This window comes from Paenibacillus sp. FSL H8-0034 (assembly GCF_038000305.1).
In the GTDB taxonomy this organism is placed as follows: Bacteria; Bacillota; Bacilli; order Paenibacillales; family NBRC-103111; genus Paenibacillus_S.
This window is the reverse complement of sequence record NZ_JBBOBS010000001.1, coordinates 1437379-1459486: the sequence shown is the minus strand read 5'-3', so window position 1 is coordinate 1459486 and position 22108 is coordinate 1437379. Positions and strand designations below refer to the sequence as shown.

Below are 22108 nucleotides of genomic sequence, written 5' to 3'. Positions count from 1 at the left end.
TTCATTGGCAAAATCAGTTTATCCAGATCTTGTCCTCTATCTTTAATCTGTTCTTCCATATGGATAGAAGGCATTCGTTGTAAATGCAAAACGAATGGTGAAGCTAATAGAACGAAAGCAGCCCGCCCTCGGATGAGGATCGACTGCTTTTTCGTTCCATGGTACCCGAATTTTCAGTTCGAAGTAATAGCTATTACAAAAGGTTGGCTTTTACAGGGCTCTCTTTTCTGGGGCCCTTTGCGCATTTTATTGTTAAGGTAATTCTGTTAGTCCAGCAGGCAGCGATTACAGCAGTACATACGGCTGCTCCATCAGTCAGGACAATCAATAATTAAAGCTTTCTCAATTCACGCAGGATATTCTCCGGATCCAACCGCTGCATAAAGTCCGGATTCACGTAGGCGGAACGGATAATGCCGGATTCGTCGATCATAAAGGTGGATGGAATCGGCAGGATCCAGCGGTTCGTCGCGTTGTATTCCGCCAGGTCCATGCCAATTTGATTCATCATGTCCTGGATGTAATCCGGAACGTCGTAGAGGATGTTATAGAGAGCGGCCACGAGACCGTTTGTGTCGCTAAGCACTTGGAAGGTCAGCTCTTCTTTCTCCTGCTGGGAAAGCGTGTTGTCCGGGCTTTGCGGGCTGACCGCGATCAACTGGCCCCCAAGGGCTTCAATGTCCGGCAGGAGCTTCTGATAGGCCTTAAGCTGACTGTTGCAGAACGGGCACCATCCGCCCCGGTAAAAAGTCAGAACAACTGGCCCTTTGGACAGTTCATCATAAAGATTAAGCGATTCTCCCAAAGCATTCTTGAGTGTAAAATCCTTGGCCTTCTGCCCCTCATGCCGGCCGTAAGCAATACCGGATTCCTGCTGTTCCCGGATCTGACGGAACATCTCCGTTTGAATCTGAATAGGGGTATGCGCGATAAATTTCTGTTTGGCTTCCGCTAAAACTTGCGTTAATGACATGTTTTGTTCCTCCTTTATAATTGAACCGCTAAAATACATTTACTTCGATTTCCGGAAGCAGCAGCAACTGACCATCCCATCCCGATCCATCGTACGTGTGATCACGTGAAACACTTGCCGGAGCTTACGATCGAATGCTTTTTCTGCAAAATTCACGGAGACCGGCATATTCGATCCAAACGCTGGCGCAGTGTTGGGCTCGAAGGCACTTTTTTCAACTAAGCTAATATTTCATAAACGCAATGATCAAAAATACGATACCAATCACGAGTGAGAAGTAGCCGGCAATTTTTTTTACAGGACCGCCCCATTTTGCCAATTTGCGTAGAATGGAAATGGAAAAGACTGCAACAGCTGCGAGTACCACACCTTTCCCTAACGAATAGGTAATCATGAGCAACGCTCCGTGAATCAGACTTCCTTGAAGTGCAATATAGCTAATCAGCGCAAAAAAGATTGGGATTGCACAGGGCGATATGACAAGTCCATAAGGAATTCCTAATTTGAAGGCGGCTACGGTGCTTTCTGGGATTTCTGGCCGGCTAAACGACTTTTGGAAAGTAGGCATTGCGATTGAAATGACACCAAGCAGCTGCAGCCCAGCCAATATGTCAAAGAAAGGCGGAATCCAGTTTTGTAAACGATATTTCTCAACAAAGGGCAGGAACTGATGGCCGAGCAGCGCGAATATCAAACCAATCAACAGTGAAGTGACAAGCATACCCAAGATAAAGTTGATAGATATCAGAATGGCTTTTCTTTTATCGCCAGCTGCTCCTCTCTGGACATAACTCGCAAACATAGCAAGCACAGGCAAATAGCATGCCAATACCGCGCTCACGATTCCGCCGATGAACACAAGGATGTAGGTAGAGGCGGAAATTCCGCCTGTGATTGTGAAATGATATAAATCTTGCATTAGTTTCTCCTTTTTTTTAGTGATTATCTTCATTATTGAGCAATTCATACACACGTTTACGAAGCTTAAGTAGTGAGGGTAAGGAGCCAAATTCTGCTTGCCCATTGATAAGAATCGCTCCGGCGCTGAAAATGTTCAGTTCCTGGAGACGTTCAAACTGATCAACCACACTTAACTCCTGAGTCTCGATTTGCGGAAATTCCACCGCTACTTGCTTAACTAACTTTAGCGCTTTTTGGCAAATTGAACACCCCGGTCCAGCTGTTACAACCTCAATTAACAAAAGAACTCCTCCTTCTTTTCATATTCTGTTAAATATCCTCCAATCAAAAGTAAGATTACTTTGATTATAAAGGTTGGACTGTTAAATCCTTGTTAAGTGACGCCCGAAAGACTGCATTATTTTCCTCGTATCGTGGAAATGCGTGTGATATGCTATTGTCATGGAAGGAAGGAGTGGTGATATGCGTATCCTCATTGTTGAAGATGAAGAGGACCTTTCACGTGCATTAGCCAAGGGTCTCAAGCGGGAAGGTTATGCAGTGGACATCGCTGATGACGGGCTAGCCGGGTGGGAGTTGGCGGATACCAATGATTATGATGTGATTCTTCTCGACATCAATCTTCCGGAGCTGGATGGCATTTCACTTTGTCAGCGAATTCGCCAGTCATCACACCATAACGATGTTTTTATCCTCATGTTGACAGCTCGCAGCCATTCGGATGAGGTGGAAGAAGGGCTCGATTCAGGTGCAGATGACTACCTCCGTAAACCCTTTGTGTTCAATGAATTGCTTGCCCGCATCCGGGCGCTCCTTCGCCGGAGTTCGTCAGTGAAAAGCCCCGTCCTGCAGTTCGACCCGATTACCCTTGATTCGAAAACGAAGGAAGTCTGGTTAGAGAATGTACTTATTTCATTGACGAGAAAAGAATTCGGTTTGCTCGAATATCTGATGCTTCATCCCGGCGAGGTCATTTCGTCTGAAAGGCTTCTTGAGCACGTCTGGGATATCCATGCGGATCCTCTTACCACAACGGTCCGGGTTCACATCAATTCCTTGCGCAAAAAGCTCTCGCACCATGAGCCAGAGGCAGGAGAAAGGTATATTCAGACCGTTCAAGGTTATGGATATAAATGGACTCTGCGCACCGCTGGAAAGAAAGAGGAAACGACATGAGACCATGGAATCGTCTTTCACTGCGATCAAGATTGACGCTGTATGCTATCCTTCATCTGGCGCTAATGATTATTCTTTATGCGACTATAGAGTCTTTTTTCTCAGCTTACAAAATTGTGTCAGAGCTACAGGGTAGAATCATAAGCTTGCTTGTAGCTTTAGCAGGCATGGTCCTCAGCGCGCAATGGCTCGCAGTGATTATCCTGAAGCCTGTGAAACGGATGAGTGAAACAGCTGCTGGAATAACGGCAACCACCCTGCACAAACGACTAGAGATTGACCAACTTCATGATGAATTGAAAAAGCTCGGGATCGTATTCAATACGATGCTGGATGGGCTGGAACACTCTTTTCAACAGCAGGCACGTTTTGTTTCCGCGGCCGCGCATGAATTAAGAACACCGCTTTCCATCCTGCGCACGAATCTTGAAGTGCTCGGAGACAGCTATGGTATTGATCCAAGCGAATGGAGAGATTACAGGGCGACAACGGAGCGGACGCTTTCGCGACTAGAGTCATTAACGGAGGATTTGCTGCTGCTAGCTGACGGGACGTACGATCGGATGCAGAGTGAGCACAATGTTGTAGAGCTTGCCAACATTCTCGCAGACGCAACTTCATTTATGGAACCGGTGGCAGTCAAATATGGGGTGACGCTTCATCTGCTGGAGCCCTGCACAGCTTTGGTTAAGGGGGAAGAAAGCTTCTTATTCATGGTCTTTCGAAACCTGCTGGACAACGCCATCCGGTATAATCGGCCAAATGGGAATGTTACGCTGCAGGTTTTACATGAAGATGGACGGGTTGTGGTTCGGGTTTCGGACACGGGTAAGGGAATATCCCCTTCATCCAGGGAGCTGGTTTTTGAGCGGTTTTATCGAATCGACTCATCACGGGCACGTAGGAATGGCGGGGCTGGTCTTGGTCTGTCCATTGTCCGCCATTTGCTTGCATTTTTCCAGGGGACCGTTGAACTGGAGACGAGTTCCGAATTAGGAAGTGTGTTTAAGGTCACGTTGATCCGGGGTTAAGCAGCTCGACTTCATGTTTAGTCGTAAGTCCCAAATAATCATTAGAAATTACAAATAATCCTTAATTTTCCTTTTATAGCCACACTTTTTATCTTCTTTATCCCAATTCTTTAATAACCATTCTAGCTAAATTCTCTCCTTTCATATTTACAAAAGAAAAGCCCAGTTAAATCAAGGGATTGATCTAACTGGGCTGCAATTCATAGTCTCAAACATAAACCATAATTTGTCACATCTATTAACCAAATCGGTCTCATCTATAACTGTTGCTCACAGTTATGAGTTTATTTGCGGTGGATAACCCTAACCCCTCTGCCTCATAGCCTCAAAAAGCACAACCGTAGCTGCCATCGCCGCATTCAGCGACTCTGCTTTGCCTTGCATCGGTATCCGTATATGCTGTGTTGCAAGACGGGATACCTCGGGCGATACCCCTTGTCCCTCATTGCCAATGATGAACCAGACCGGACGGCGGAAGTCGAACTCATAACAGCTTGCGGTAGCTTGAAGACTGGTAGTCACAATAGCAATGCCTTGCGAAGCGGCTGAAGGCAGCCATTCTACCAAATCTCCCGAGGCAATCGGTAGATGGAACATTGATCCCATTGTGGAACGAACGGTTTTTGGATTGTACAAATCTACAGTGCCCTTGCCCAGTAAAATACCGGTAGCACCTACAGCGTCCGCGCTGCGAATAATCGTGCCGAGATTACCAGGGTCCTGCACGCCATCGATGACGACGACAAGGCTGGGAGCTGAAGCCGCGGAGGTTTCTTTACTAGAGGATGAACGTTCTCTATCAATCTCATAGGGCTGAAGCAAATCCTGCGGCTCCCAGCTCAGCTTGGGCAGCACGGCAAATACCGCCTGCGGCGTTAAAGCATCCGTACATTTATTTAATACCGCATCACTAACGGCGATACATTCAACTTTGGCACTTTCTGCCAACTGAAGCATTCCCGGAGGCAGAGACTGCTGCCGCTCCTCTGCGTAGACGAGCACCTCGATCTTGACACCGGAAGCCAATGCTTCCTGCACGAGATGCACGCCTTCGATCATATATTGCTGCTGCTGTTCCCGCCCTTTTTTGTCCAGCAGCTGTGCCCACGCTTTGACACGCGGATTGTGTACAGATGTAATCAATGCTTCACTACTCCTCTTCATCCTGCTATTCCGCGAACGTTTTTTCGAAATTTTGTAAATCTTCATTATTCCCAACAACAATTAATATATCCTCAGAATTGATCAGTTCTTCTGCGTTAGGAGCGATATTCATCTTGACACCTGTCTTGATTCCAATGACGTTGCAGCCATATTTGGCCCGGATATCCAGCTGCCGCAGGTTTTTGCCAACCATATTCCGAGAAGCTCTGATTTCAACAATACTATGGTCCTCGGACAGCTCGATATATTCAATAATGTTCTTGGAAATCAAATGATGCGCTACCCGTTGGCCCATGTCCCGTTCTGGATAAATAACTTTATCAGCACCAACTTTTTTCAGCACCTTGCCATGAAGCTCATTCTGAGCCTTGACAATAACCTTGGGTACTCCGATTTCTTTTACGATAATGGTCGTGAGAATGCTTGCTTGAATATCGTCACCGATAGCGACAACCACAACGTCAAAATTACGCAGCCCCAATGCTCGGAGTGCTTCTTCATCTGTCGAATCCGCCTGTACTACATGGGTAACTACCGAAGATATTTCCTGGATCCGATGTTCATCGCTATCAATAGCTAATACTTCAAAGTCCAATCCTGACAAGGTTTTGGCAACGCTGGTACCGAAACGACCCAAGCCAATAACGGCAAATTGCTTTTTCACGGACAACTACCACCCTTCTATCCAATCGCGGTTTGACTTTTCAGCTGAACGTATTTCCATTGTGCTTTATTATACCATAAAATGATTTCTCCATAACCAAGCATGAACCACAGCAATTTGGCACATATTAAATCAAGTAAATTCAGTGAGCAAAGTGAGGAAACTACTATGAACATTACCCTTAGAGAAGCCATTATTCAACGCGTGACGGATAAAAATGATGACGAGCTGACGGGTATTATCGAGGACTCTGTCGGTGGGGCTGAGCAGGTGCTGCCCGGTTTGGGTGTATTGTTCGAAATCATTTGGCAGCACAGCGAAAAAAGTGCTCAATCGCAAATGGTCACGGCTTTGAAGGAGCATTTGGCTTAACATTCGTGGAATGATTGGGTCCTGTGTAGGATGCTCAGTGCTTTATACCACGGATTGCATAAGCAAATAGTAAAAAGCCACTGTCTGGATCCGAATGCTGCGATTACAAGCAGCTCGGTCCACAGTGGCTTTTTACTTTAACAAATCTTGGTAAGCTTAATCCAATATGCCTCTAACCAATCCGCTTGGCAACGGCAAAGGTTTGTCGCAAGTGCTTTGCATCACATAATGCTTACCTTGCTCGGATGCATCATGGAAGCCATGCATCGCTTCAAGAACGTGATACGCAAGCTCCCCGTTAGCGCGGTTCAATCTACCGTTGCGAATGGCAAAAGCCATATCCAACACGCCTAGACCACGGCTGTTATCTGCATAGCCGTGAATTAGTGGCACTTCACTAAATTCCTTCGCATCGTGACGACGTACCCATACTGGCCCACCGAATGTGTTCGGATCTGGTACGCTTAGCGTGCCTTCACTTCCGTAAATTTCAATGCGCGGTACTTGCGAACCGCCAAAGGAATCGAAGCTTGTAATAATCGTTCCAATAGCGCCGCTGTGAAAATCGAGCACGCCTGCAACATGCGTAGGTGTTTCCACTTTGATTTTTTGCCCAAATTTCGGAACGCTTGTAATCGTCCGCTCTGGGTAGGAGATTTTGGCGGAGCCCGTCACCCGTTGAATAGGACCCAGCAAAGCAATGAGAGCAGTCAAATAATAAGGACCCATATCGAACATAGGACCGCCACCTGGCGCATAATAGAACTCTGGGTCCGGATGCCAATGCTCATGACCGCGACCGATCATAAATGCGCTGGCAGCAATCGGAGTTCCGATCCAACCATCGTTAATCAGCTTGATGCAAGTTTGGATACCGCCACCCAGGAAAGTATCCGGTGCGCTGCCCACCAATCGATCGTTCTTCTTCGCAGCAGCCAAAATCCGTTGACCCTCTTCGCGGGTTACCGCTAACGGTTTTTCCACATATACGTGTTTACCTGCTTCGAGCGCCTGTATACATACGTCAGCATGAGCTGCCGGAATCGTTAAATTAATGACCAGATCAATGTCTGGATCCGCCAATAGATCGGCAACGGAGCAAGCCTTGGCAATACCGAACTCCTCTGCACTCGCTTCTGCTCTCGCTACATTCAAATCAGCGCACGCTGTAACCTCTAAAGCCGAAAATGTTTGGCAATTCTTAAAATAAATAGCACTGATTTTACCGCAGCCGATTATACCTACACGTACCTTTTCCATTTTCAATGCTTCCTCTCTGCTTGCCAATTTTATTAAGTATCCCTTTTACTAAATAGCACGTGTTCAAAAAGTCGGCTTTTCAGCACCAAGAAGTTAAAGTTTTCTCTGAAAACTCGCTTCGTAAGCTGTAATGAAGGAGGAGCGGAGTTTAGGCTATACCTAAATGAGCACCACACTTCGAGCCTGAATGCAAGATTCGATGCCGCGTCAGCAACGTGTATAACTTCGTGATCAAAAGATGGCTTTGTGAACAAACTCTAATACATATGAATGCCGATTTAAACCTGACTATCACCCATACCCGAGTACGCAGCAGTGGTAGATGCCTTGTTGCTTGCTTGAGTTTTGCCCTCTGCCGCCCATAGGAAGCCACGACGCATGAGCAGTTTAACCTGCGGGATGTCAATGATGTTGGCTTGATGTCCGAGCGAGTTGTAGTACACGCGTCCGACTCCCCAACGTTTGGTCCAGACCACAGGCATATCAACTGCCTTATTCAAGGAATGAGGGCCTTCGACCACAGGAAATCTTGTAGTTGCCAATACTTCAACAGCCGGATCCACATGAAGGTAATATTGCTCGCTGGAAACGGTAAAATCTTCAATGCCCTCTACGAGCGGACTTGTGCTGCCTTTAATGTTAACTACGTATTCCACTCCATCATTGCCCGGATGAGCTACCCAGTTGCCGCCCGTCATGAACTGCCAATCCACATTATTACGGAACGAATCGCACATACCGCCATGGCAGCCTGCTAGTCCAACTCCGCTTTGTACGGCTTCCGAGACATTTTTGGCGTACTGCTTATCAATCTCGCCCATCGTCCATACAGGCACAATTAGATCGAGTCCTAACAGCTTTTCGGCATCTGCAAAAGCTTCCAGTGTATCGGACACCTCAACCTCAAAGCCTTCTTCCTCCAAAACAACACGAAAAATTTCTGATACTTCCTTAGGCTGATGACCTTGCCAGCCGCCTTGAACGATCAATGCTTTTTTCATTCTGCACGCTCCCTTTAATTAGTAAGATTGGATGATTGTAAGCTGACTTCTAAACTTCGTCAATTCGAACCCAACGGCGCTCCGCAATGGAACGGTCTACCGCTTCCAGTACCTCTTGACACTTCACGCCATCAACAAAATTAGGCACAGGCTGACGATCTTCCTCCAAGGCCTGCATCAGCTCGACAACCTCATGAATGAAGGTATGCTCGTATCCAATGGTATGACCGGCTGGCCACCAAGCGTCCATATAGGCATGAGAAGGATCGGTTGCCAACACGCGGCGGAAGCCCTGAACATCCTCAGCATCGTCTGTAAAATAAACCTGCAGCTCATTCATTCGCTCAAAATCGAATTTCACGCTGCCCTTGCTGCCGTTAATCTCGAAAGAATTCGTGCAGCGATGTCCGGGTGCAAAACGGGTTGCTTCGAAGCTGCCGAGCGCGCCATTGGCAAAACGGCTCATAAACAATGTCGCATCATCGACCGTAACTGGGCCCTTGGGCGCATCCTTACTTCCCTTCGCACTCAAGCCTGTCATCGATGTAGGCTCAGGACGTTCTTTAATGAATGTTTCACTCATCCCGATCACCTCGGTCATGCCACCAATCAAATAATGCGCCAAATCAATCAGATGTGCGCCCAAATCTCCATGAGAGCCGGATCCGGCAATTTCCTTTTGCAGTCTCCACACCAGCGGGAAATCCGGGTCAACAATCCAATCCTGCAGGAACCAGGCACGGAAGTGATAAATCTCACCCAAACGGCCTTCATCAATCAGCTTTTTGGCCAGCATCACAGCAGGTGCAAAACGATAATTGAAGCCCACCATATGCTTCACGCCTGCATCCTCTGCTGCTTTGAGCATTTCCCTGGAATCCGGCAGTGTCAGCGCCAGCGGCTTCTCGCAGAACAAATGCTTGCCAGCCTTTGCCGCTGCCAAAGCAATTTCCATATGCGCATTACTTGGGGCATTAATATCGATCACATCAATATCTTTGTTATTCAACAAATCCCGCCAATCCGTCACATAACCGTCCCAGCCGAATTGTTCAGCTGCCTGAGCGACACCCTCTTCATCACGACCACAGATCAGCTTCATAACCGGCTTGGCAACCTTCGGAAAAAACATATGTAAATCACGATAAGCATGGCTGTGTGCCTTGCCCATAAATTTATAACCGACCATCCCGATATTAATTTGCTTCATACTAGAATCCGCCTCCTTCAAAGTTTTACATTGGATTTTCATCTGCAATGTGGTGTACAACATTCGCTGCTCTGCGTATCAACTATCTGAATAACATGCAGCTTAACTAAAATTTCTGCTGCATGATTGTCTAACGACAAGCTCGGTATCCAGCTTGACCTGAAAGCTGCCTTGCTCACCGTTCACCTGTGCCAGCAGACGCTCGGCTGCCAGACTGCCCATATCATAAAAGGGAACGGCCACGCTTGTGAGCGGCGGGTCCGTCACTCGGGCCGCATCCGAATCATCGTAACCGACAATCGCGACATCCCTGCCGGCTTCCCAGCCAAGCTCACGCAAGCCCTGCATAAGACCTATCGCCATGCGGTCGTTCGCCGCAAATATCGCATCGATCTCGTGCCTGCGTTCATATAATGCTGCAGCCATCCTGTATCCACTGGTACGGCTGTAATTGCCTTCATAATACAAATTACGAAGTGCCTCGGCATCCTTACCTGCTTCGCCCATTGCCTTCCTGTAGCCTTCATATCGATCCGCACTATTGGAAAATTGCGAGGAGCCATTCAAAAAGGCGATTTGCTTATGGCCCTTTTCCATCAAATGCTTCACTGCACGATAGCTGCCGCCGATGTGATCCGCATCTACTTCATTAAAGCTTTCACCGGCAAAATGCTGATTGACCAGACAGAAGTGGTGCCCCTCGGACTCCAGCGTCTTTAGCTGTTCCCTTTCTTGCGGAGTATCACTGGCCCCCAGAATAATGCAGGCATCCACCTTTTGCGAACGGAATCGTTCAATGTAATCGCTCTCTTCGTCCAACGAACGAAAGGTAAGCAGCAGATCATAACCCTTATCTTTCACCTTGGCGCCAATACCGCTTAACACTTCGGAAAAATAATACGTTGAGAACAAATGAACCTTCGGCAAATAGGGAAGTACAACGCCCAAATTTCCGCTTTTGCGGCGGGCAAAGCTCTGAGCTATCGCGTTGGGGTGATAGTTAAGTGTTTTGGCAGCCTCCTGAACCCGCAGCTTCGTCTGTGCTTTCATGGGTCCTACACCATTAAAAACACGGGAAACTGTAGCCTCGGATACACCTGCCAGCTCAGCAACTTCCTTCCTGGTTACAATAGGACGATCCCTCCTTCAGGTTTATGAAGCAAAATGACTTCGTGAGAAGTACGGTGAATAAAGATCCGCTGCGCGACCGAAGTATTCCTCCGATTGCTGTTGTTTCCGGAATTATTTTATAACATATAGCGGTAAAATTCAGGAAACAAAGGCACCGCTCCGCTATCTCCAGAACACCACGGTCGCTCCGCTCATATATTCACCAAACTCTTTGAGTTTGTACAACAAACAAACTAACTAACTAATTTAAATAGCATATTAACTGACAAACCCACTAGCTTCATTAACCTTCTGCTTACAAGCTTCTCACGAACTTGATAAAAAGTAATTCGAAAGCATCTTTTTATAGCTTTATTTCACACAATGTACACGCGTACATTTTCTCACGGGACGCTTCCCATGTCAATACATAATCTAGATAACTTAGCTTCCCCTATTTCTCATTGCACAGCAATACCTATTCAGCAATCTTCCGAGCCATCAAGATATTGCTATTGAGGGATCGAGCGACTATGCTTGAAATAACGAATTGCCAAGCCCGGAGGGGATTTTCTATGAAACTGCTCGTAGCTGAGGACGATACATCCGTATGCGAAATGCTGCAGCTTTTTTTTCAAAAAGAACATTATGATACCACCTTCGTCCATGATGGATGGGATGCCGAGCAGCGTCTGCTTGAGGAAAGCTGGGATTTCGTCATTCTGGACTGGATGCTTCCTGGCAAAGATGGAATCAGCCTCTGCAAACAGCTTCGCACCCTAACGCAAACACCGATTATATTACTTACCGCGCGGGAACAGGAGCAGGATCGGATTCTCGGATTGGAAAGCGGCGCAGATGATTATGTCGTCAAGCCCTTCAGCCCGATGGAGCTGATTGCCAGAATCAAAGCGGTCCATCGTCGTTATCATATTGGTACGGCCTCATCCAATTTACAATCAGAGCCTACGCATCATCTACACGATTCTTTGAACATCTTGAAGCACAAGAACATTCGGATCGAATTGGATACCCGGACCGTTATTATACGTGGAGCTGCGCTGACAAATTTGACTCCCAAGGAATTTGAGCTGCTGTGCCTGTTTGTTAGCCACCCGAAAAAGGTATTTACCCGCGATATGCTTATCGAGAGCATCTGGGGCTACGACTACATAGGTGAGGAACGAACCGTAGACGTCCATATCAAAAGGCTGCGCAACAAAATATCAACACCTGAGAACCCACTCGTGGTCACCGTATGGGGCATAGGCTACAAGCTGGAGGAATGACAATGGGGAAGAAACGTTTGCATTATCGCTTCACTTTTTTTCAACGCCAATTTATAAGTCATATGCTCGTATCCATTCTGATTCTTGCTCTGACAGGTGCAGGCTTTGTTTATTATTTGAAACAGCAATCATATGTACATGTAACGGAGGAGCTGAGCAGCGCAGGCAAAGTTATTGTCCGATTGCTAACCCGTGAAGAGGAAGAACCGACAGCACCGCTCCTGGCTTATCGAGGTTTGCTATCCGAGCGTAAAATATCTTTTATTATTTTAGATAAAACCGGAGAGATTGTGTACCGCGATTCCAAAATGTCGGCCGCTCTGCGCAATAAAGCATTTTTGGATGGCCTTCGTGCCCGTATCATGTCCATCAAAGACAATCAAAGCTTCATCGTTGACCGCAGCCCCGAGCAGCCGCTTGTCGTCTTAACCAAACCCATTCATCCGAAAAGCAAAACGAACGATATGTACCTGTTCATTTTTTCCCCTGCAGCTGGTTTCAAGGAAACCTTATTGACCTTGGATCGAAATGTTGGATATGCAGCAGCATTTATTTTTGTGATAGCAGCCCTTATAAGCATGTATATATCCCGCAGGATGAGTCAAAGCCTTCAACCACTGCGCCATGCCACACGCAGGATCGCCGCCGGGAATTATGCTGCCCGTATGCCGATCATTCGCTCCGATGAGCTGGGTGATTTGGCGCTCGACTTCAACGCGATGGCAGTACAGCTGGAGCTATCCTCTCAAAAACTCGAGCAATACGAATTACGCCGCCACTCCTTTATGACCAATGTATCCCACGAACTGCGTACACCACTCACCTCCATACGGGGTATTATTGAAGGTTTGAAAAACAATCTCGTCACAGAACCTGAGGATAAGCACAAATACTACGCCATTATCGAAAAAGAAACCTTTCGTCTTATTCGTCTGATCAATGAGCTGCTGGATATGGAAAAGATCGAAAATGGCTTGATCACGCTGGTTAAGAATAATAGTCCGCTGCGTGAAATTATCGAGACGGTTGTGGAAACCTTGGAAGTGCTGATCGAAGCCAAAAAGCTGCAAATTGTCATTGAATGCGACTCTGACCTGGTCGTCTATTGCGATTACGATCGGCTCACCCAAATTCTGATCAATTTGATCAAAAACAGTATTCAATTTACCGAATACGGTACGATCCGGCTCACAGCGACAGAAACCGAAGCCTCCACCCTGATTGATATTACCGATACCGGACGGGGGATGACTAGCGCGGAGCTTGCTCTTATTTGGGAACGCTTCTATAAGGCTGACCCATCCCGCGCCAAGAGCAGCAGTGAAACCGGACTCGGTCTGTCCATTGTCAAGCAGCTCGTGGAAGCTCATGGAGGCACGATTGAAGCGAGCAGTACACCAGGGATCGGTTCTAGCTTTATGATTACGCTTCCCAAGGTGAAATCCTAAATTCTCTCTTGCTATTCTATAGAAAAGAACGTATAATTTCGACTGATAATAATTATCATTATCGTATTTTTGCTCATACATAAGAGGATCCGTACGCTGGAGGTGTCGAAAGCAACACAGCAATCCTATGAGAAAATTACAAGCTACTTCGAGTATGAAGCTCTTTTCCTTTAGCCTTATTTTTATCATTTCGTTGTTCGTTTTAGTAGCGGCGATGTTTCTGGCTATCTCCTACGGAGCCAAAGAGATGACACTTGGCACCGTATGGACAGCCGTCATCGATTATAATCCCAAGCTGACCGCACACCAGATCATTCATGAGCTGCGGCTCCCTCGGGTAATAGGAGCAGCGGTTATGGGCGCGGCGTTCGCTGTCGCTGGAGCTTTAATGCAGGGTGTGACACGTAATCCGCTGGCGGATGCGGGGATACTCGGAATCAACTCGGGTGCAACCTTTGCCGTGGCCCTTAGCTTTGCATTTTTCCCTAATTTGCCTTATTCGGCTTTAATTGCGATCTCTTTTACCGGGGCTGTGCTCAGTACGCTATTTATCTTTATGCTGGGCAGATCAGCTCCAGGCGGCCTAACCCCATTAAGACTCACCCTCGCGGGAGCAGTGGTAGCCGCTCTGCTGCATTCATTAAGCTCAGGGATTGCGATTTATTACAATTTGGCTCAGGATTTAGCATTTTGGTACGCCGGAGGTGTTGCCGGGGTCAAATGGGTACAATTGCAGCTGTTAGTTCCAGTTATTCTGATTACTATCGTATGGGCCTTCATGATGGGGCGTTCGGTCTCTCTGGTATCGTTGGGTGATGACGTAGCCATTAATCTTGGGGTAAACACGAAGCGGATTCGACTGCTGGGCATGACCGCATCTGTGATTCTTGCCGGGGTATCGGTTTCTGCTGTGGGTGCGATTGGATTTGTCGGGTTGGTTATCCCACACATCGCACGCAAGCTGGTCGGTGTCGATTATCGATTCATTATCCCCCTCTCTGCTTTGTTGGGTGCCGTACTGCTGGTTGTCGCCGACATGGGCGCCAGAATGGTTAACCCACCCCGAGAGCTTGCGCTTGGCATCATGGTCGCTTTGGTCGGCGTTCCTTTCTTTCTTTATCTGGCTCGTAAAGAAAGGAGGAGTTTATAGATGCAGCAGCAAGTATCAAACAGGAGCAAAAAAACGATCCAGGTCGGGATCATCCTGCTCATTATCGGCTTGTGCGTCATCCTGATCAGCTTGAACACTGGAACGATCCGGCTCGCTCCCCTTCAGGTCATTCAAACCTTTCTGGGCCATGGCAGTCCCGATGACAAGCTGGTTTTGTTCGAGTATCGCCTGCCGCGGATTTTGATCACGATGCTGGCTGGTATCGGATTAGGTGTTTCCGGTGCTATTTTACAAGGATTGTCCCGCAATCCACTGGCTGATCCCGGTATTCTCGGGCTTCATGCTGGAGCTGCTTTTGGACTGATTGCCTTCGTCAGTTTTTTTCATTCAATGAAGGACGCCTCTGCTCTGCTGATTCCCTTATTCACTTTAACAGGTGGTGTTTTGTCAGCCTTTCTGATTGTTCTGCTCGCTTATGACCGCCAAAGAGGCCTGCTGCCTATTCGCCTCATATTAATAGGAATTGCAGTAGCTGCGGGCTTCAGTGCGATCACTTTGTTTTTATCGCTTCGACTGGACGAAACGACCTATGCATTCACTGCAAGGTGGCTGGTTGGCAATGTCTGGGGACGGGATTGGATTCACGTCTATGCCCTGCTTCCATGGATTCTCATATTTGTTCCTTACAGCTTCCTCCAGACCCAAGCACTAAATGCGTTTTCGCTTGGAGATGAAGTAGCGACTGGTATTGGAACGGCCGTACGTAAGCAGCGATTACTACTATTGGCAACTGCCGTCGCTTTATCCAGCGCCAGTGTAGCGATGGCCGGAGGAATCGGGTTTATCGGCTTGGTTGCTCCTCATCTTGCACGTCGTTTGGTCGGACCGATGCACCAACACTTTTTACCGATAGCAGGTCTTATAGGGCTCGTCATTTTGGTCGTTGCAGATACGATAGGACGCTCCTTATTTCAGCCGAACGCGATTCCTGCAGGAGTTGTAGTCGCCGCCATCGGTGCTCCGTATTTCTTATATTTACTTACCAGATCCAAATAAAACTCAATCTTAAGGAGACCTTATGAAAAAGACACTCATGATCCTGTTAAGCGCCGTATCGATGATTACTGTTTCCGCATGCGCTCAACCAACCCCTCAGACAGCGGCACCACAGCCAGCACCCGCAGCTGCTCCCGCAGCAGCAGCAAACGACAAACCGGCAGCCAAAGCACCAAGAATCGCTTCGGTTTCCATTCACTTAACGAATGATTTGCTGGCGCTTGGTATTACTCCGGTCGGATCTGTAATCGGTGGCGATTTAAAAGCGTTCCTGCCTCACGTAGCCGATCGTTTGAAAGACACCAAGCCTCTCGGTGTCGTTACCGAACCGGATATGGAGGCCATTTTGTCATTGAAGCCTGATGTTATTTATCTGGATAAGCAGTATGCCGGCAAAGATATTTCCAAATACGAAAAAATCGCTCCGAGCGTAGTATTCGATCTTGATGAAGGCACATGGCGGGATCACCTGAAAAAAATCGGTAAGCTAGTCGATCGCGACAAGGAAGCCGAGACGTTCATTAAAGACTATGAAGCCCAGAAGGAACGTGTAAAAGGACTGATCAATACGAAGCTTGGCAAGGACGCTACCGTAATGGCCGTTCGTGTAACTGCCAAGGAGCTGCGCGTATTCGGAACGAGACGCCCCATGGGTCCTCTCTTGTATGAAGACCTTGGCCTTAAGCCGGCCAAAGGCGTCGAGAAAGTAAGCAAGGACAAAGCGTTTGACGTGATCTCTCAAGAGGTATTGCCGGACTACGATGCGGATGCAATCTTCGTTATCGTGAACAGAGAAGATGGAGCCGAGAAATTATTTAAACAAATTGAAAGCAATCCGATCTGGCAAGGTCTCAAGGCTGTAAAATCCCAACACGTCTATCTGATTCCTGATCAACCGTGGTTGGATTACTCCGCGCTTGGTACCAAAATGGCACTTGATGATGCCGAGAAGAAGTTCGCCAAGTAATCTAGACCCAATTGTATTCACAAGAGCCATGTGGTCAGCAGACTACATGGCTCTTGTGCTCAGTACAGGCTCTTTAAGCTCATGCTCAGTTTCCATTCAGCGAGCATTCAGTTTGTAATCGTATACTACTGAAAAGCAGTTGAACTCCACCACAGGCTTGACCCTTGACACTCTGCCGTGTTGCAGTGCTGTTATTTTTTTAAGCAACAACACTACTTATCGTAGTGTTATAGTACAATGATGTCCGTCATGCCACTTCAGGCTACCGGCTCATATGTAAAAGGAGGCTTTTCCATGAATATTAGAAAAACTATACTTGCGTTAGGCGCAGCGGCTGTACTAATAGGTGGCGGTTATGCAGCTTATGACTACTATGCCGGGAATCACATTACCATTCAACAGGTTATTCCAACAGCTGCGACCACAACTACTTCTGTTCCCACCAACAGCATGACAGCTGCTGTACCAGCCAAGCTGGACGGATTATGGACCATCCAGCCGGCTTCTAAAGTGTATCTCTCCGTAACGACCTCCAAGGAAACCGTGAATATTGAAGGCGCCTCTGTCAAGGGATCATGGGTCATCAATACTGCTGAGCCGAACCTCATGAAAGCAGAAGGCATCGTCGATACGACCGTGCTGCAATCAGGTAATCCGCAAAGAGACAACCATGTCAAAGGAAATGATAGCTTAAACACAGCTACATTTCCGGAAGCCAAGTTCACCGTGAAATCCTTTGATAACTTCCCTAAGGAGTGGAAGGAAGGCAGCAAGGTCTCATTCACCATGACCGGAACCCTCACAATCAAAGACATCGCGAAGGACGTAACCTTTACCAGTGAAGCGTTATACAGTCAAGGTGCCTTGAATGTGGAGGGCAGTACAGTCGTAACCTTCGCCGATTATGGTATGAAAAACCCGCATACGGTTTTATTAGAGGCCCAAAACAATGTGACGGTCCAGCTCAGACTTGTATTGAAGCTATAGCCGTTTCCCATACGCTTTTGCATATCTGCGAATTTTCCCGAAGATGGACTTATCCTTCAGACGTCTGAATATATAAGGATCGGGAGAAGTATTCACCTCAAGCACCCACGGGTGCAGCTTATCATCCAATGCCACGTCCAGGCCGATTTCCTTCAGTCCGCGATAGGTCGTGTGAAGCTGACGCGCTGTAGATAGTCCAAGCTTTCGCAAGCGATGAATATATTTTTTCTTCGCGGAGCCGGATACATACGCGGAAAGCAGCGTCCCTATCGGTTTAAGCGTACCTCCGTTATGGACATTCGTAACGATTTTTTTGGGATGCGCAACACGACCTATGACACCCGTCGATTCCCAATTTTTGTTCGGCGTTTGTTGAACCATAACTCGAATATCGAAACGCCGATTCTTGTATTTGGTTAAATGGATGCCCTTCTGTACGAGATATAGTCGTTTTCTTGTGCGTTTTCGGATCGAATTGTAAAGATCATCAAAGTCGGAAAATGATTTTTTCACCACTCCATTCTGATACTTGTAACGCTTCCCATCCGTGACAGAGCTCTTTTCCACACGCATAACACCGTTGCCGTAAGTGCCGCTATCCGGTTTGATATAGACCATCCCATATTGATTTAGCAGGTCGTGCAGAGAGGTACGCGTCATTTTTCTCGTCTCGGGCACATAAGTACGCAGCTTGGCATTACGCAGCATCACGCTTGTTTTTCTCCATTTACTTACAATATGCCTACTATAATTTACTTTGCGCATTCGGCTCCACCTTTCTTCAAGCTTCCTTGAGCAGTAACAAACATGAGTGTGAATATCTCCCACTTTCAACCTATTGTATGCACATGCGGCGCTACTTGAAAGGGCGCTTCAAATTTCTCTGATCCTTTCCGCAAGCCACTGCAGCACAAATAAGCAGCCCCTGTGGGACTGCTTATTTGTGCTATTTAAATTCCTATGGAGCTGCCCTGCTAGCTGAACCGACGTTATGAAGTCAAATGCGCTTCAGGCCCATCCAGCTCCCTCTGCTTACGCAGCAGGTAAGTAAAATAGCGGATATAGAACGAAATCAATACAAAGAATATGCCTACAGTCAGCGGATCCTTCGTATAGCTTTCCAGTGTCGGCGCTGCAGCTGCCCCGGTCATTCCCGAGTCGCTCTGCATGTAATACATAGCCAGCAGTCGATACACAATCCGCCCCAGCAGCAGCACAATTAAAGTTACTTCAACCCACAGATGGGTGCGATAGTACCAAGCATCTTCTCTTTTTTCAAACTGAATATGCTTGATAGCGTAGTAACTAAGGATCAGCCCGACAGCCAAGCCTATCGCATCGGCAATAAAATGAATTGGATGCAGCAGACCTGCATACAGAAACACGCAGCCTAACACACCAAAAATCGTCGTACGAAATATAAGCCGTTTCCGGTTCAGCTTCTGAAAACCGATCGTCCGTTTCACCCTACGGTAAATCCCAAAGGCAATCAATGCCATAATAAGCAATGTAGGCCCCAAATGCTCCATGTGGATCATTCCTCCTAACCATTGTATAGGGTAGATATCGAATCCTTAGCACATTGAGATCAAGGAGCATTCTCCAAAAATTGCGCAGTCGGATTTTTGTCCATTGCCGAGCGCATCGCGTATTCACTCTCAAACAGCACGACGAAATTATTTTTCTTATCCTTCACAAGCTGTGAATTAATCCGGAACTTGGCAGGATCGACATCCTTATCTACAATCCAACGTGCGAACTGGAAGTTCATCCGCTGCAGCTGTACCTCAACACCATACTCTGCCTTCATCCGGTACTCCAATACCTCAAACTGCAGCTGGCCGACTACACCGAGAATCATATCGTCAAAGCCGATCGTACGGAACACTTGAATGGTGCCTTCCTCTGTCAACTGATCAATACCCTTTTGAAACTGCTTATGCTTAAGTGCATTTTTGACAGTCACCTTGGAAAATAGCTCTGGGGAGAAGGTAGGCAGCTCATCAAATTCGTAGTTGCCGCCTTGACACAACGTATCGCCAATTCGAAAAATACCCGGGTCAAACAGCCCGATAATATCACCAGGATACGCTTCCTCAACAATATCGCGGTCCTGTGCCAGAAACTGCTGCGGTTGAGCCAGCTTGATGTCCTTGCCTGGACGAACGTGTTTCACGGACATCCCACGCTCAAATTTACCGGAGCAAATACGTAGAAAAGCAATCCGGTCCCGATGCGCAGGGTTCATATTCGCCTGAATTTTAAATACATACCCGGAAAATTGCTCGCTAAGCGGATCAATATCCCCTTGAGTACTTCTACGTGGTGTTGGAATAGGCGCCAGCTCCAGGAAATTTTCCAGAAAGGTCTGCACGCCGAAATTATTGATCGCGCTGCCGAAGAACACTGGAGTCAATTCGCCACTTTGCACTTTTTCGTAGTCGAACGGATCGCCTGCTACATCCAGCAGCTCCAGATCCTGAATCAGCTGATCGTAGAAAAACTCGCCTGCAATTTCTTTGACCAGTGGGTCCTCATAGCCGCTTACTTTGCGCACTTCAATCATTTTATGATCGTCGCCCTGAAACAGCTCGACCTGCGTCTGCTGGCGGTCATAGACACCACGGAACTGCTTGCCCGAGCCTATAGGCCAGTTCATCGGGTAAGATCTGATCCCAAGCACCTGCTCCAGTTCCTCCAGCAGCTCAAAAGGGTTTTGTCCCTCGCGGTCCATCTTATTGATGAAGGTAAAGATCGGGATTCCCCGTTTGCGACACACTTGAAACAGCTTTTTCGTTTGCAGCTCGACCCCTTTGGCAGAATCGATCAGCATCACGGCACTGTCTGCCGCGGTTAACGTCCGGTACGTATCTTCGGAGAAATCCTGGTGACCCGGTGTATCCAGAATATTGACGCGATGGCCATCATAATCGAACTGCATCACGCTTGATGTAACAGAAATCCCTCTTTGCTTCTCAATTTCCATCCAGTCCGAGGTGGCGTGCTTGCTTGCCTTGCGGCCTTTGACCGTACCGGCCAAGCGAATCGCGCCTCCAAACAGCAGCAGCTTCTCCGTTAATGTCGTTTTACCCGCATCCGGGTGAGAAATAATCGCAAAGGTGCGGCGTTTCTCAACTTCTTCTTGCATCTTCTGTGGCATGTTCATACTCATGGGTTGTGTTGTTCCTTCCTTCATATCACTAAATATTTGTTTACTTAGTCAGCTTTAAATTCCAATCCGCTTCCTTGAGCCAGGTACGATTACTGAACTCACGTCCTCGAACCGTCACATGATCGTTATATACCTGCACATAAAGCCCTTGGGATTTATTCTTACCTTCATTCTGAAAATTGCGGTTTAAGACACGGCCCACTGAGGAATTGTGAAAAAAGTGGAAAGTCTCCTTCACATAATGCTCGGTGCCGTTCTGAAAATCCTGATGACGATGGCCGCAAAACACAAACACATTGGGATATGGCTTTAAAATTTCTCGAAACAGCTTGGCTCGGATCAACGTATGGCTGCCACCATCAGAGCCGATGGGTGGCAACGGCTGATGGACCATGACAAATACCGGCTTGCCATCCTTGTGCTTGGCTAGCTCCGTCTTCAACCAGTCCAGCTGCTCATCGGAATACCAGGCACCCTCACCTACTTCAGGCTTCTCTTGAACATAAGCTTCCTGTGATAGCATCAGGATCGATAAACCGTTGATCTGGGCGGCATGGTAAGGCTTCTGCAAGCCAAAAAATTTCTGAAACCGCTCGCGTGACTGCCAATCTGTTTTGCCATTGGGCACCGTATCTTTATTGAAAGCACCCTTTTTGTCAATCCAAATATCGTAGTAATCGTGATTCCCCATATTGGCGTGAAGCGGAGGCAGCTTGTAGGCCGATATTACCTTTTGCAGCTCCCTATAGCCGTCCGGATCGCCAAAATCCGTCAAATCTCCCGTCAGCAGCACGGTCTCCACTGGTGACTCGAACTGCTTGATATCATCAAACGCTTCCTTCAAATGCTTGATCGTATCCGGATCGTAGACAGATACATGAAGATCGCTTAATATCATGAACGACAACAGCGGTTCTTTATCATTAATCGGCGCTGGCTTCGGCTCTGGTGTCTCGGGCTTCGGTGCAGCCTGGGGCTGCTCAGCAGCATGCTTAACGACGCTCTGTGAATTAACGGAGCGCTGTAGCAAATAAATAAGGCCGGTTGTGGCCGCACCAATCATCACAAAAAGCCCGAGCATCCAACGTATAAAAGCCCGACGCGACATATTTATTAACCTCCTGATGGTCTCCAAAATGATGTCTTACTATTATATCTTGTTAGACAGGTATCTGTACACTTTTTGACGATATGTA

At 47.4% G+C, this 22108-nt stretch carries 22 protein-coding genes; 9 read left to right on the top strand and 13 right to left on the bottom strand.

Translation table 11 applies throughout. The annotated features are described in order from the left end of the window. Window positions 1-331 precede the first annotated feature (331 nt). The 3 genes from NST47_RS06665 to NST47_RS06655 all read right to left on the bottom strand — a co-directional run bounded on the left by NST47_RS06665 (window position 332) and on the right by NST47_RS06655 (window position 2175). Window positions 332-973 carry a peroxiredoxin-like family protein gene (locus tag NST47_RS06665; protein WP_341154418.1) on the bottom strand — a complete coding sequence of 214 codons (642 nt, stop codon included), beginning with the start codon at window positions 971-973 and terminating at the stop codon, window positions 332-334. A 223-nt stretch (window positions 974-1196) separates the two neighbouring features. Next, window positions 1197-1892 carry a cytochrome c biogenesis CcdA family protein gene (locus NST47_RS06660; RefSeq protein WP_341154417.1) on the bottom strand — a complete coding sequence of 232 codons (696 nt, stop codon included), beginning with the start codon at window positions 1890-1892 and terminating at the stop codon, window positions 1197-1199. A gap of 16 nt (window positions 1893-1908) precedes the next feature. Further along, window positions 1909-2175, bottom strand: a complete 267-nt coding sequence (locus NST47_RS06655) for a thioredoxin family protein (RefSeq protein WP_341154416.1) — start codon at window positions 2173-2175, stop codon at window positions 1909-1911. A gap of 181 nt (window positions 2176-2356) precedes the next feature. Here NST47_RS06655 and NST47_RS06650 point away from each other — a divergent pair, with 181 nt between their 5' ends. Then, window positions 2357-3070, top strand: coding sequence for a response regulator transcription factor (locus tag NST47_RS06650; RefSeq protein ID WP_341154415.1), 714 nt, complete (start codon window positions 2357-2359; stop codon window positions 3068-3070). Beyond that, window positions 3067-4101, top strand: a complete 1035-nt coding sequence (locus NST47_RS06645) for a sensor histidine kinase (RefSeq protein ID WP_341154414.1) — start codon at window positions 3067-3069, stop codon at window positions 4099-4101. Before NST47_RS06650 ends, NST47_RS06645 begins: the two co-directional genes overlap by 4 nt. 303 nt (window positions 4102-4404) lie before the next feature. Here NST47_RS06645 and NST47_RS06640 read toward each other — a convergent pair whose 3' ends face one another. Then, a complete protein-coding gene (locus NST47_RS06640; protein WP_341154413.1) occupies window positions 4405-5265 on the bottom strand; it encodes a TrmH family RNA methyltransferase in 861 nt (286 codons plus the stop codon). Window positions 5266-5269: 4 nt separating this feature from the next. Continuing rightward, window positions 5270-5929, bottom strand: a complete 660-nt coding sequence (locus NST47_RS06635; protein ID WP_341154412.1) for a potassium channel family protein — start codon at window positions 5927-5929, stop codon at window positions 5270-5272. Window positions 5930-6031: 102 nt separating this feature from the next. Here NST47_RS06635 and sspI point away from each other — a divergent pair, with 102 nt between their 5' ends. After that, window positions 6032-6301, top strand: coding sequence for a small acid-soluble spore protein SspI (gene sspI / locus NST47_RS06630; protein ID WP_341154411.1), 270 nt, complete (start codon window positions 6032-6034; stop codon window positions 6299-6301). 156 nt (window positions 6302-6457) lie between these two features. Here sspI and NST47_RS06625 read toward each other — a convergent pair whose 3' ends face one another. From NST47_RS06625 to NST47_RS06610, 4 genes are all read right to left on the bottom strand, one after another. Then, window positions 6458-7561, bottom strand: coding sequence for a Gfo/Idh/MocA family protein (locus tag NST47_RS06625; protein WP_341154410.1), 1104 nt, complete (start codon window positions 7559-7561; stop codon window positions 6458-6460). A gap of 278 nt (window positions 7562-7839) precedes the next feature. Further along, entirely contained in the window at window positions 7840-8562 is a 723-nt protein-coding gene (locus NST47_RS06620; RefSeq protein ID WP_341154409.1) for a ThuA domain-containing protein, read from the bottom strand. 49 nt (window positions 8563-8611) lie between these two features. Further along, window positions 8612-9772, bottom strand: a complete 1161-nt coding sequence (locus NST47_RS06615) for a Gfo/Idh/MocA family protein (RefSeq protein WP_341154408.1) — start codon at window positions 9770-9772, stop codon at window positions 8612-8614. 102 nt (window positions 9773-9874) lie between these two features. Continuing rightward, a complete protein-coding gene (locus tag NST47_RS06610) occupies window positions 9875-10903 on the bottom strand; it encodes a LacI family DNA-binding transcriptional regulator (protein WP_341159617.1) in 1029 nt (342 codons plus the stop codon). A gap of 554 nt (window positions 10904-11457) precedes the next feature. Between NST47_RS06610 and NST47_RS06605 the strand changes: the two genes are divergently transcribed. From NST47_RS06605 to NST47_RS06580, 6 genes are all read left to right on the top strand, one after another. Then, the gene (locus tag NST47_RS06605) at window positions 11458-12171 is read left to right on the top strand and encodes a response regulator transcription factor (RefSeq protein WP_341154407.1); all 714 of its coding nucleotides are present in this window, start codon (window positions 11458-11460) and stop codon (window positions 12169-12171) included. Window positions 12172-12173: 2 nt separating this feature from the next. After that, window positions 12174-13619: a HAMP domain-containing sensor histidine kinase gene (locus NST47_RS06600; protein ID WP_341154406.1), complete on the top strand. Its 1446-nt coding sequence runs from the start codon at window positions 12174-12176 to the stop codon at window positions 13617-13619. A gap of 154 nt (window positions 13620-13773) precedes the next feature. Beyond that, window positions 13774-14769, top strand: coding sequence for a FecCD family ABC transporter permease (locus NST47_RS06595; protein ID WP_445667443.1), 996 nt, complete (start codon window positions 13774-13776; stop codon window positions 14767-14769). Beyond that, entirely contained in the window at window positions 14770-15786 is a 1017-nt protein-coding gene (locus NST47_RS06590) for a FecCD family ABC transporter permease (RefSeq protein ID WP_341154404.1), read from the top strand. It abuts the gene before it with no gap. 22 nt (window positions 15787-15808) lie between these two features. Further along, window positions 15809-16753 (top strand): iron-hydroxamate ABC transporter substrate-binding protein, encoded by a 945-nt coding sequence (locus tag NST47_RS06585; protein WP_341154403.1) that lies wholly within the window; start codon window positions 15809-15811, stop codon window positions 16751-16753. A 294-nt stretch (window positions 16754-17047) separates the two neighbouring features. Continuing rightward, a complete protein-coding gene (locus NST47_RS06580) occupies window positions 17048-17740 on the top strand; it encodes a YceI family protein (RefSeq protein ID WP_341154402.1) in 693 nt (230 codons plus the stop codon). On the opposite strand, the gene NST47_RS06575 is transcribed toward NST47_RS06580, so the two are convergent. The 4 genes from NST47_RS06575 to NST47_RS06560 all read right to left on the bottom strand — a co-directional run bounded on the left by NST47_RS06575 (window position 17735) and on the right by NST47_RS06560 (window position 22020). After that, window positions 17735-18505 carry a YheC/YheD family protein gene (locus tag NST47_RS06575; RefSeq protein WP_341154401.1) on the bottom strand — a complete coding sequence of 257 codons (771 nt, stop codon included), beginning with the start codon at window positions 18503-18505 and terminating at the stop codon, window positions 17735-17737. The two genes, NST47_RS06580 and NST47_RS06575, sit on opposite strands and share 6 nt — an antisense overlap. A 224-nt stretch (window positions 18506-18729) precedes the next feature. Next, window positions 18730-19269, bottom strand: coding sequence for a CcdC protein domain-containing protein (locus tag NST47_RS06570; protein WP_341154400.1), 540 nt, complete (start codon window positions 19267-19269; stop codon window positions 18730-18732). A 59-nt stretch (window positions 19270-19328) separates the two neighbouring features. Then, window positions 19329-20906 carry a peptide chain release factor 3 gene (locus NST47_RS06565; protein ID WP_408638395.1) on the bottom strand — a complete coding sequence of 526 codons (1578 nt, stop codon included), beginning with the start codon at window positions 20904-20906 and terminating at the stop codon, window positions 19329-19331. Between the two features lie 46 nt (window positions 20907-20952). Then, window positions 20953-22020 carry a metallophosphoesterase family protein gene (locus NST47_RS06560; protein ID WP_341154399.1) on the bottom strand — a complete coding sequence of 356 codons (1068 nt, stop codon included), beginning with the start codon at window positions 22018-22020 and terminating at the stop codon, window positions 20953-20955. Window positions 22021-22108: the final 88 nt, after the last annotated feature.

Excerpts from the sequence above, each read along its gene's own strand:
- NST47_RS06620 (WP_341154409.1), bottom strand. The coding sequence starts at position 8,562 with ATGAAAAAAGCATTGATCGTTCAAGGCGGCTGGCAAGGTCATCAGCCT.
- NST47_RS06650 (WP_341154415.1), top strand. The coding sequence starts at position 2,357 with ATGCGTATCCTCATTGTTGAAGATGAAGAGGACCTTTCACGTGCATTA.
- NST47_RS06590 (WP_341154404.1), top strand. The coding sequence starts at position 14,770 with ATGCAGCAGCAAGTATCAAACAGGAGCAAAAAAACGATCCAGGTCGGG.
- NST47_RS06595 (WP_445667443.1), top strand. The coding sequence starts at position 13,774 with ATGAAGCTCTTTTCCTTTAGCCTTATTTTTATCATTTCGTTGTTCGTT.
- NST47_RS06570 (WP_341154400.1), bottom strand. The coding sequence starts at position 19,269 with ATGGAGCATTTGGGGCCTACATTGCTTATTATGGCATTGATTGCCTTT.
- NST47_RS06565 (WP_408638395.1), bottom strand. The coding sequence starts at position 20,906 with ATGAACATGCCACAGAAGATGCAAGAAGAAGTTGAGAAACGCCGCACC.
- NST47_RS06645 (WP_341154414.1), top strand. The coding sequence starts at position 3,067 with ATGAGACCATGGAATCGTCTTTCACTGCGATCAAGATTGACGCTGTAT.
- NST47_RS06665 (WP_341154418.1), bottom strand. The coding sequence starts at position 973 with ATGTCATTAACGCAAGTTTTAGCGGAAGCCAAACAGAAATTTATCGCG.
- NST47_RS06640 (WP_341154413.1), bottom strand. The coding sequence starts at position 5,265 with ATGAAGAGGAGTAGTGAAGCATTGATTACATCTGTACACAATCCGCGT.
- NST47_RS06660 (WP_341154417.1), bottom strand. The coding sequence starts at position 1,892 with ATGCAAGATTTATATCATTTCACAATCACAGGCGGAATTTCCGCCTCT.
- sspI (WP_341154411.1), top strand. The coding sequence starts at position 6,032 with ATGAACCACAGCAATTTGGCACATATTAAATCAAGTAAATTCAGTGAG.
- NST47_RS06625 (WP_341154410.1), bottom strand. The coding sequence starts at position 7,561 with ATGGAAAAGGTACGTGTAGGTATAATCGGCTGCGGTAAAATCAGTGCT.
- NST47_RS06585 (WP_341154403.1), top strand. The coding sequence starts at position 15,809 with ATGAAAAAGACACTCATGATCCTGTTAAGCGCCGTATCGATGATTACT.
- NST47_RS06600 (WP_341154406.1), top strand. The coding sequence starts at position 12,174 with ATGGGGAAGAAACGTTTGCATTATCGCTTCACTTTTTTTCAACGCCAA.
- NST47_RS06605 (WP_341154407.1), top strand. The coding sequence starts at position 11,458 with ATGAAACTGCTCGTAGCTGAGGACGATACATCCGTATGCGAAATGCTG.
- NST47_RS06615 (WP_341154408.1), bottom strand. The coding sequence starts at position 9,772 with ATGAAGCAAATTAATATCGGGATGGTCGGTTATAAATTTATGGGCAAG.
- NST47_RS06560 (WP_341154399.1), bottom strand. The coding sequence starts at position 22,020 with ATGTCGCGTCGGGCTTTTATACGTTGGATGCTCGGGCTTTTTGTGATG.
- NST47_RS06575 (WP_341154401.1), bottom strand. The coding sequence starts at position 18,505 with ATGCGCAAAGTAAATTATAGTAGGCATATTGTAAGTAAATGGAGAAAA.
- NST47_RS06580 (WP_341154402.1), top strand. The coding sequence starts at position 17,048 with ATGAATATTAGAAAAACTATACTTGCGTTAGGCGCAGCGGCTGTACTA.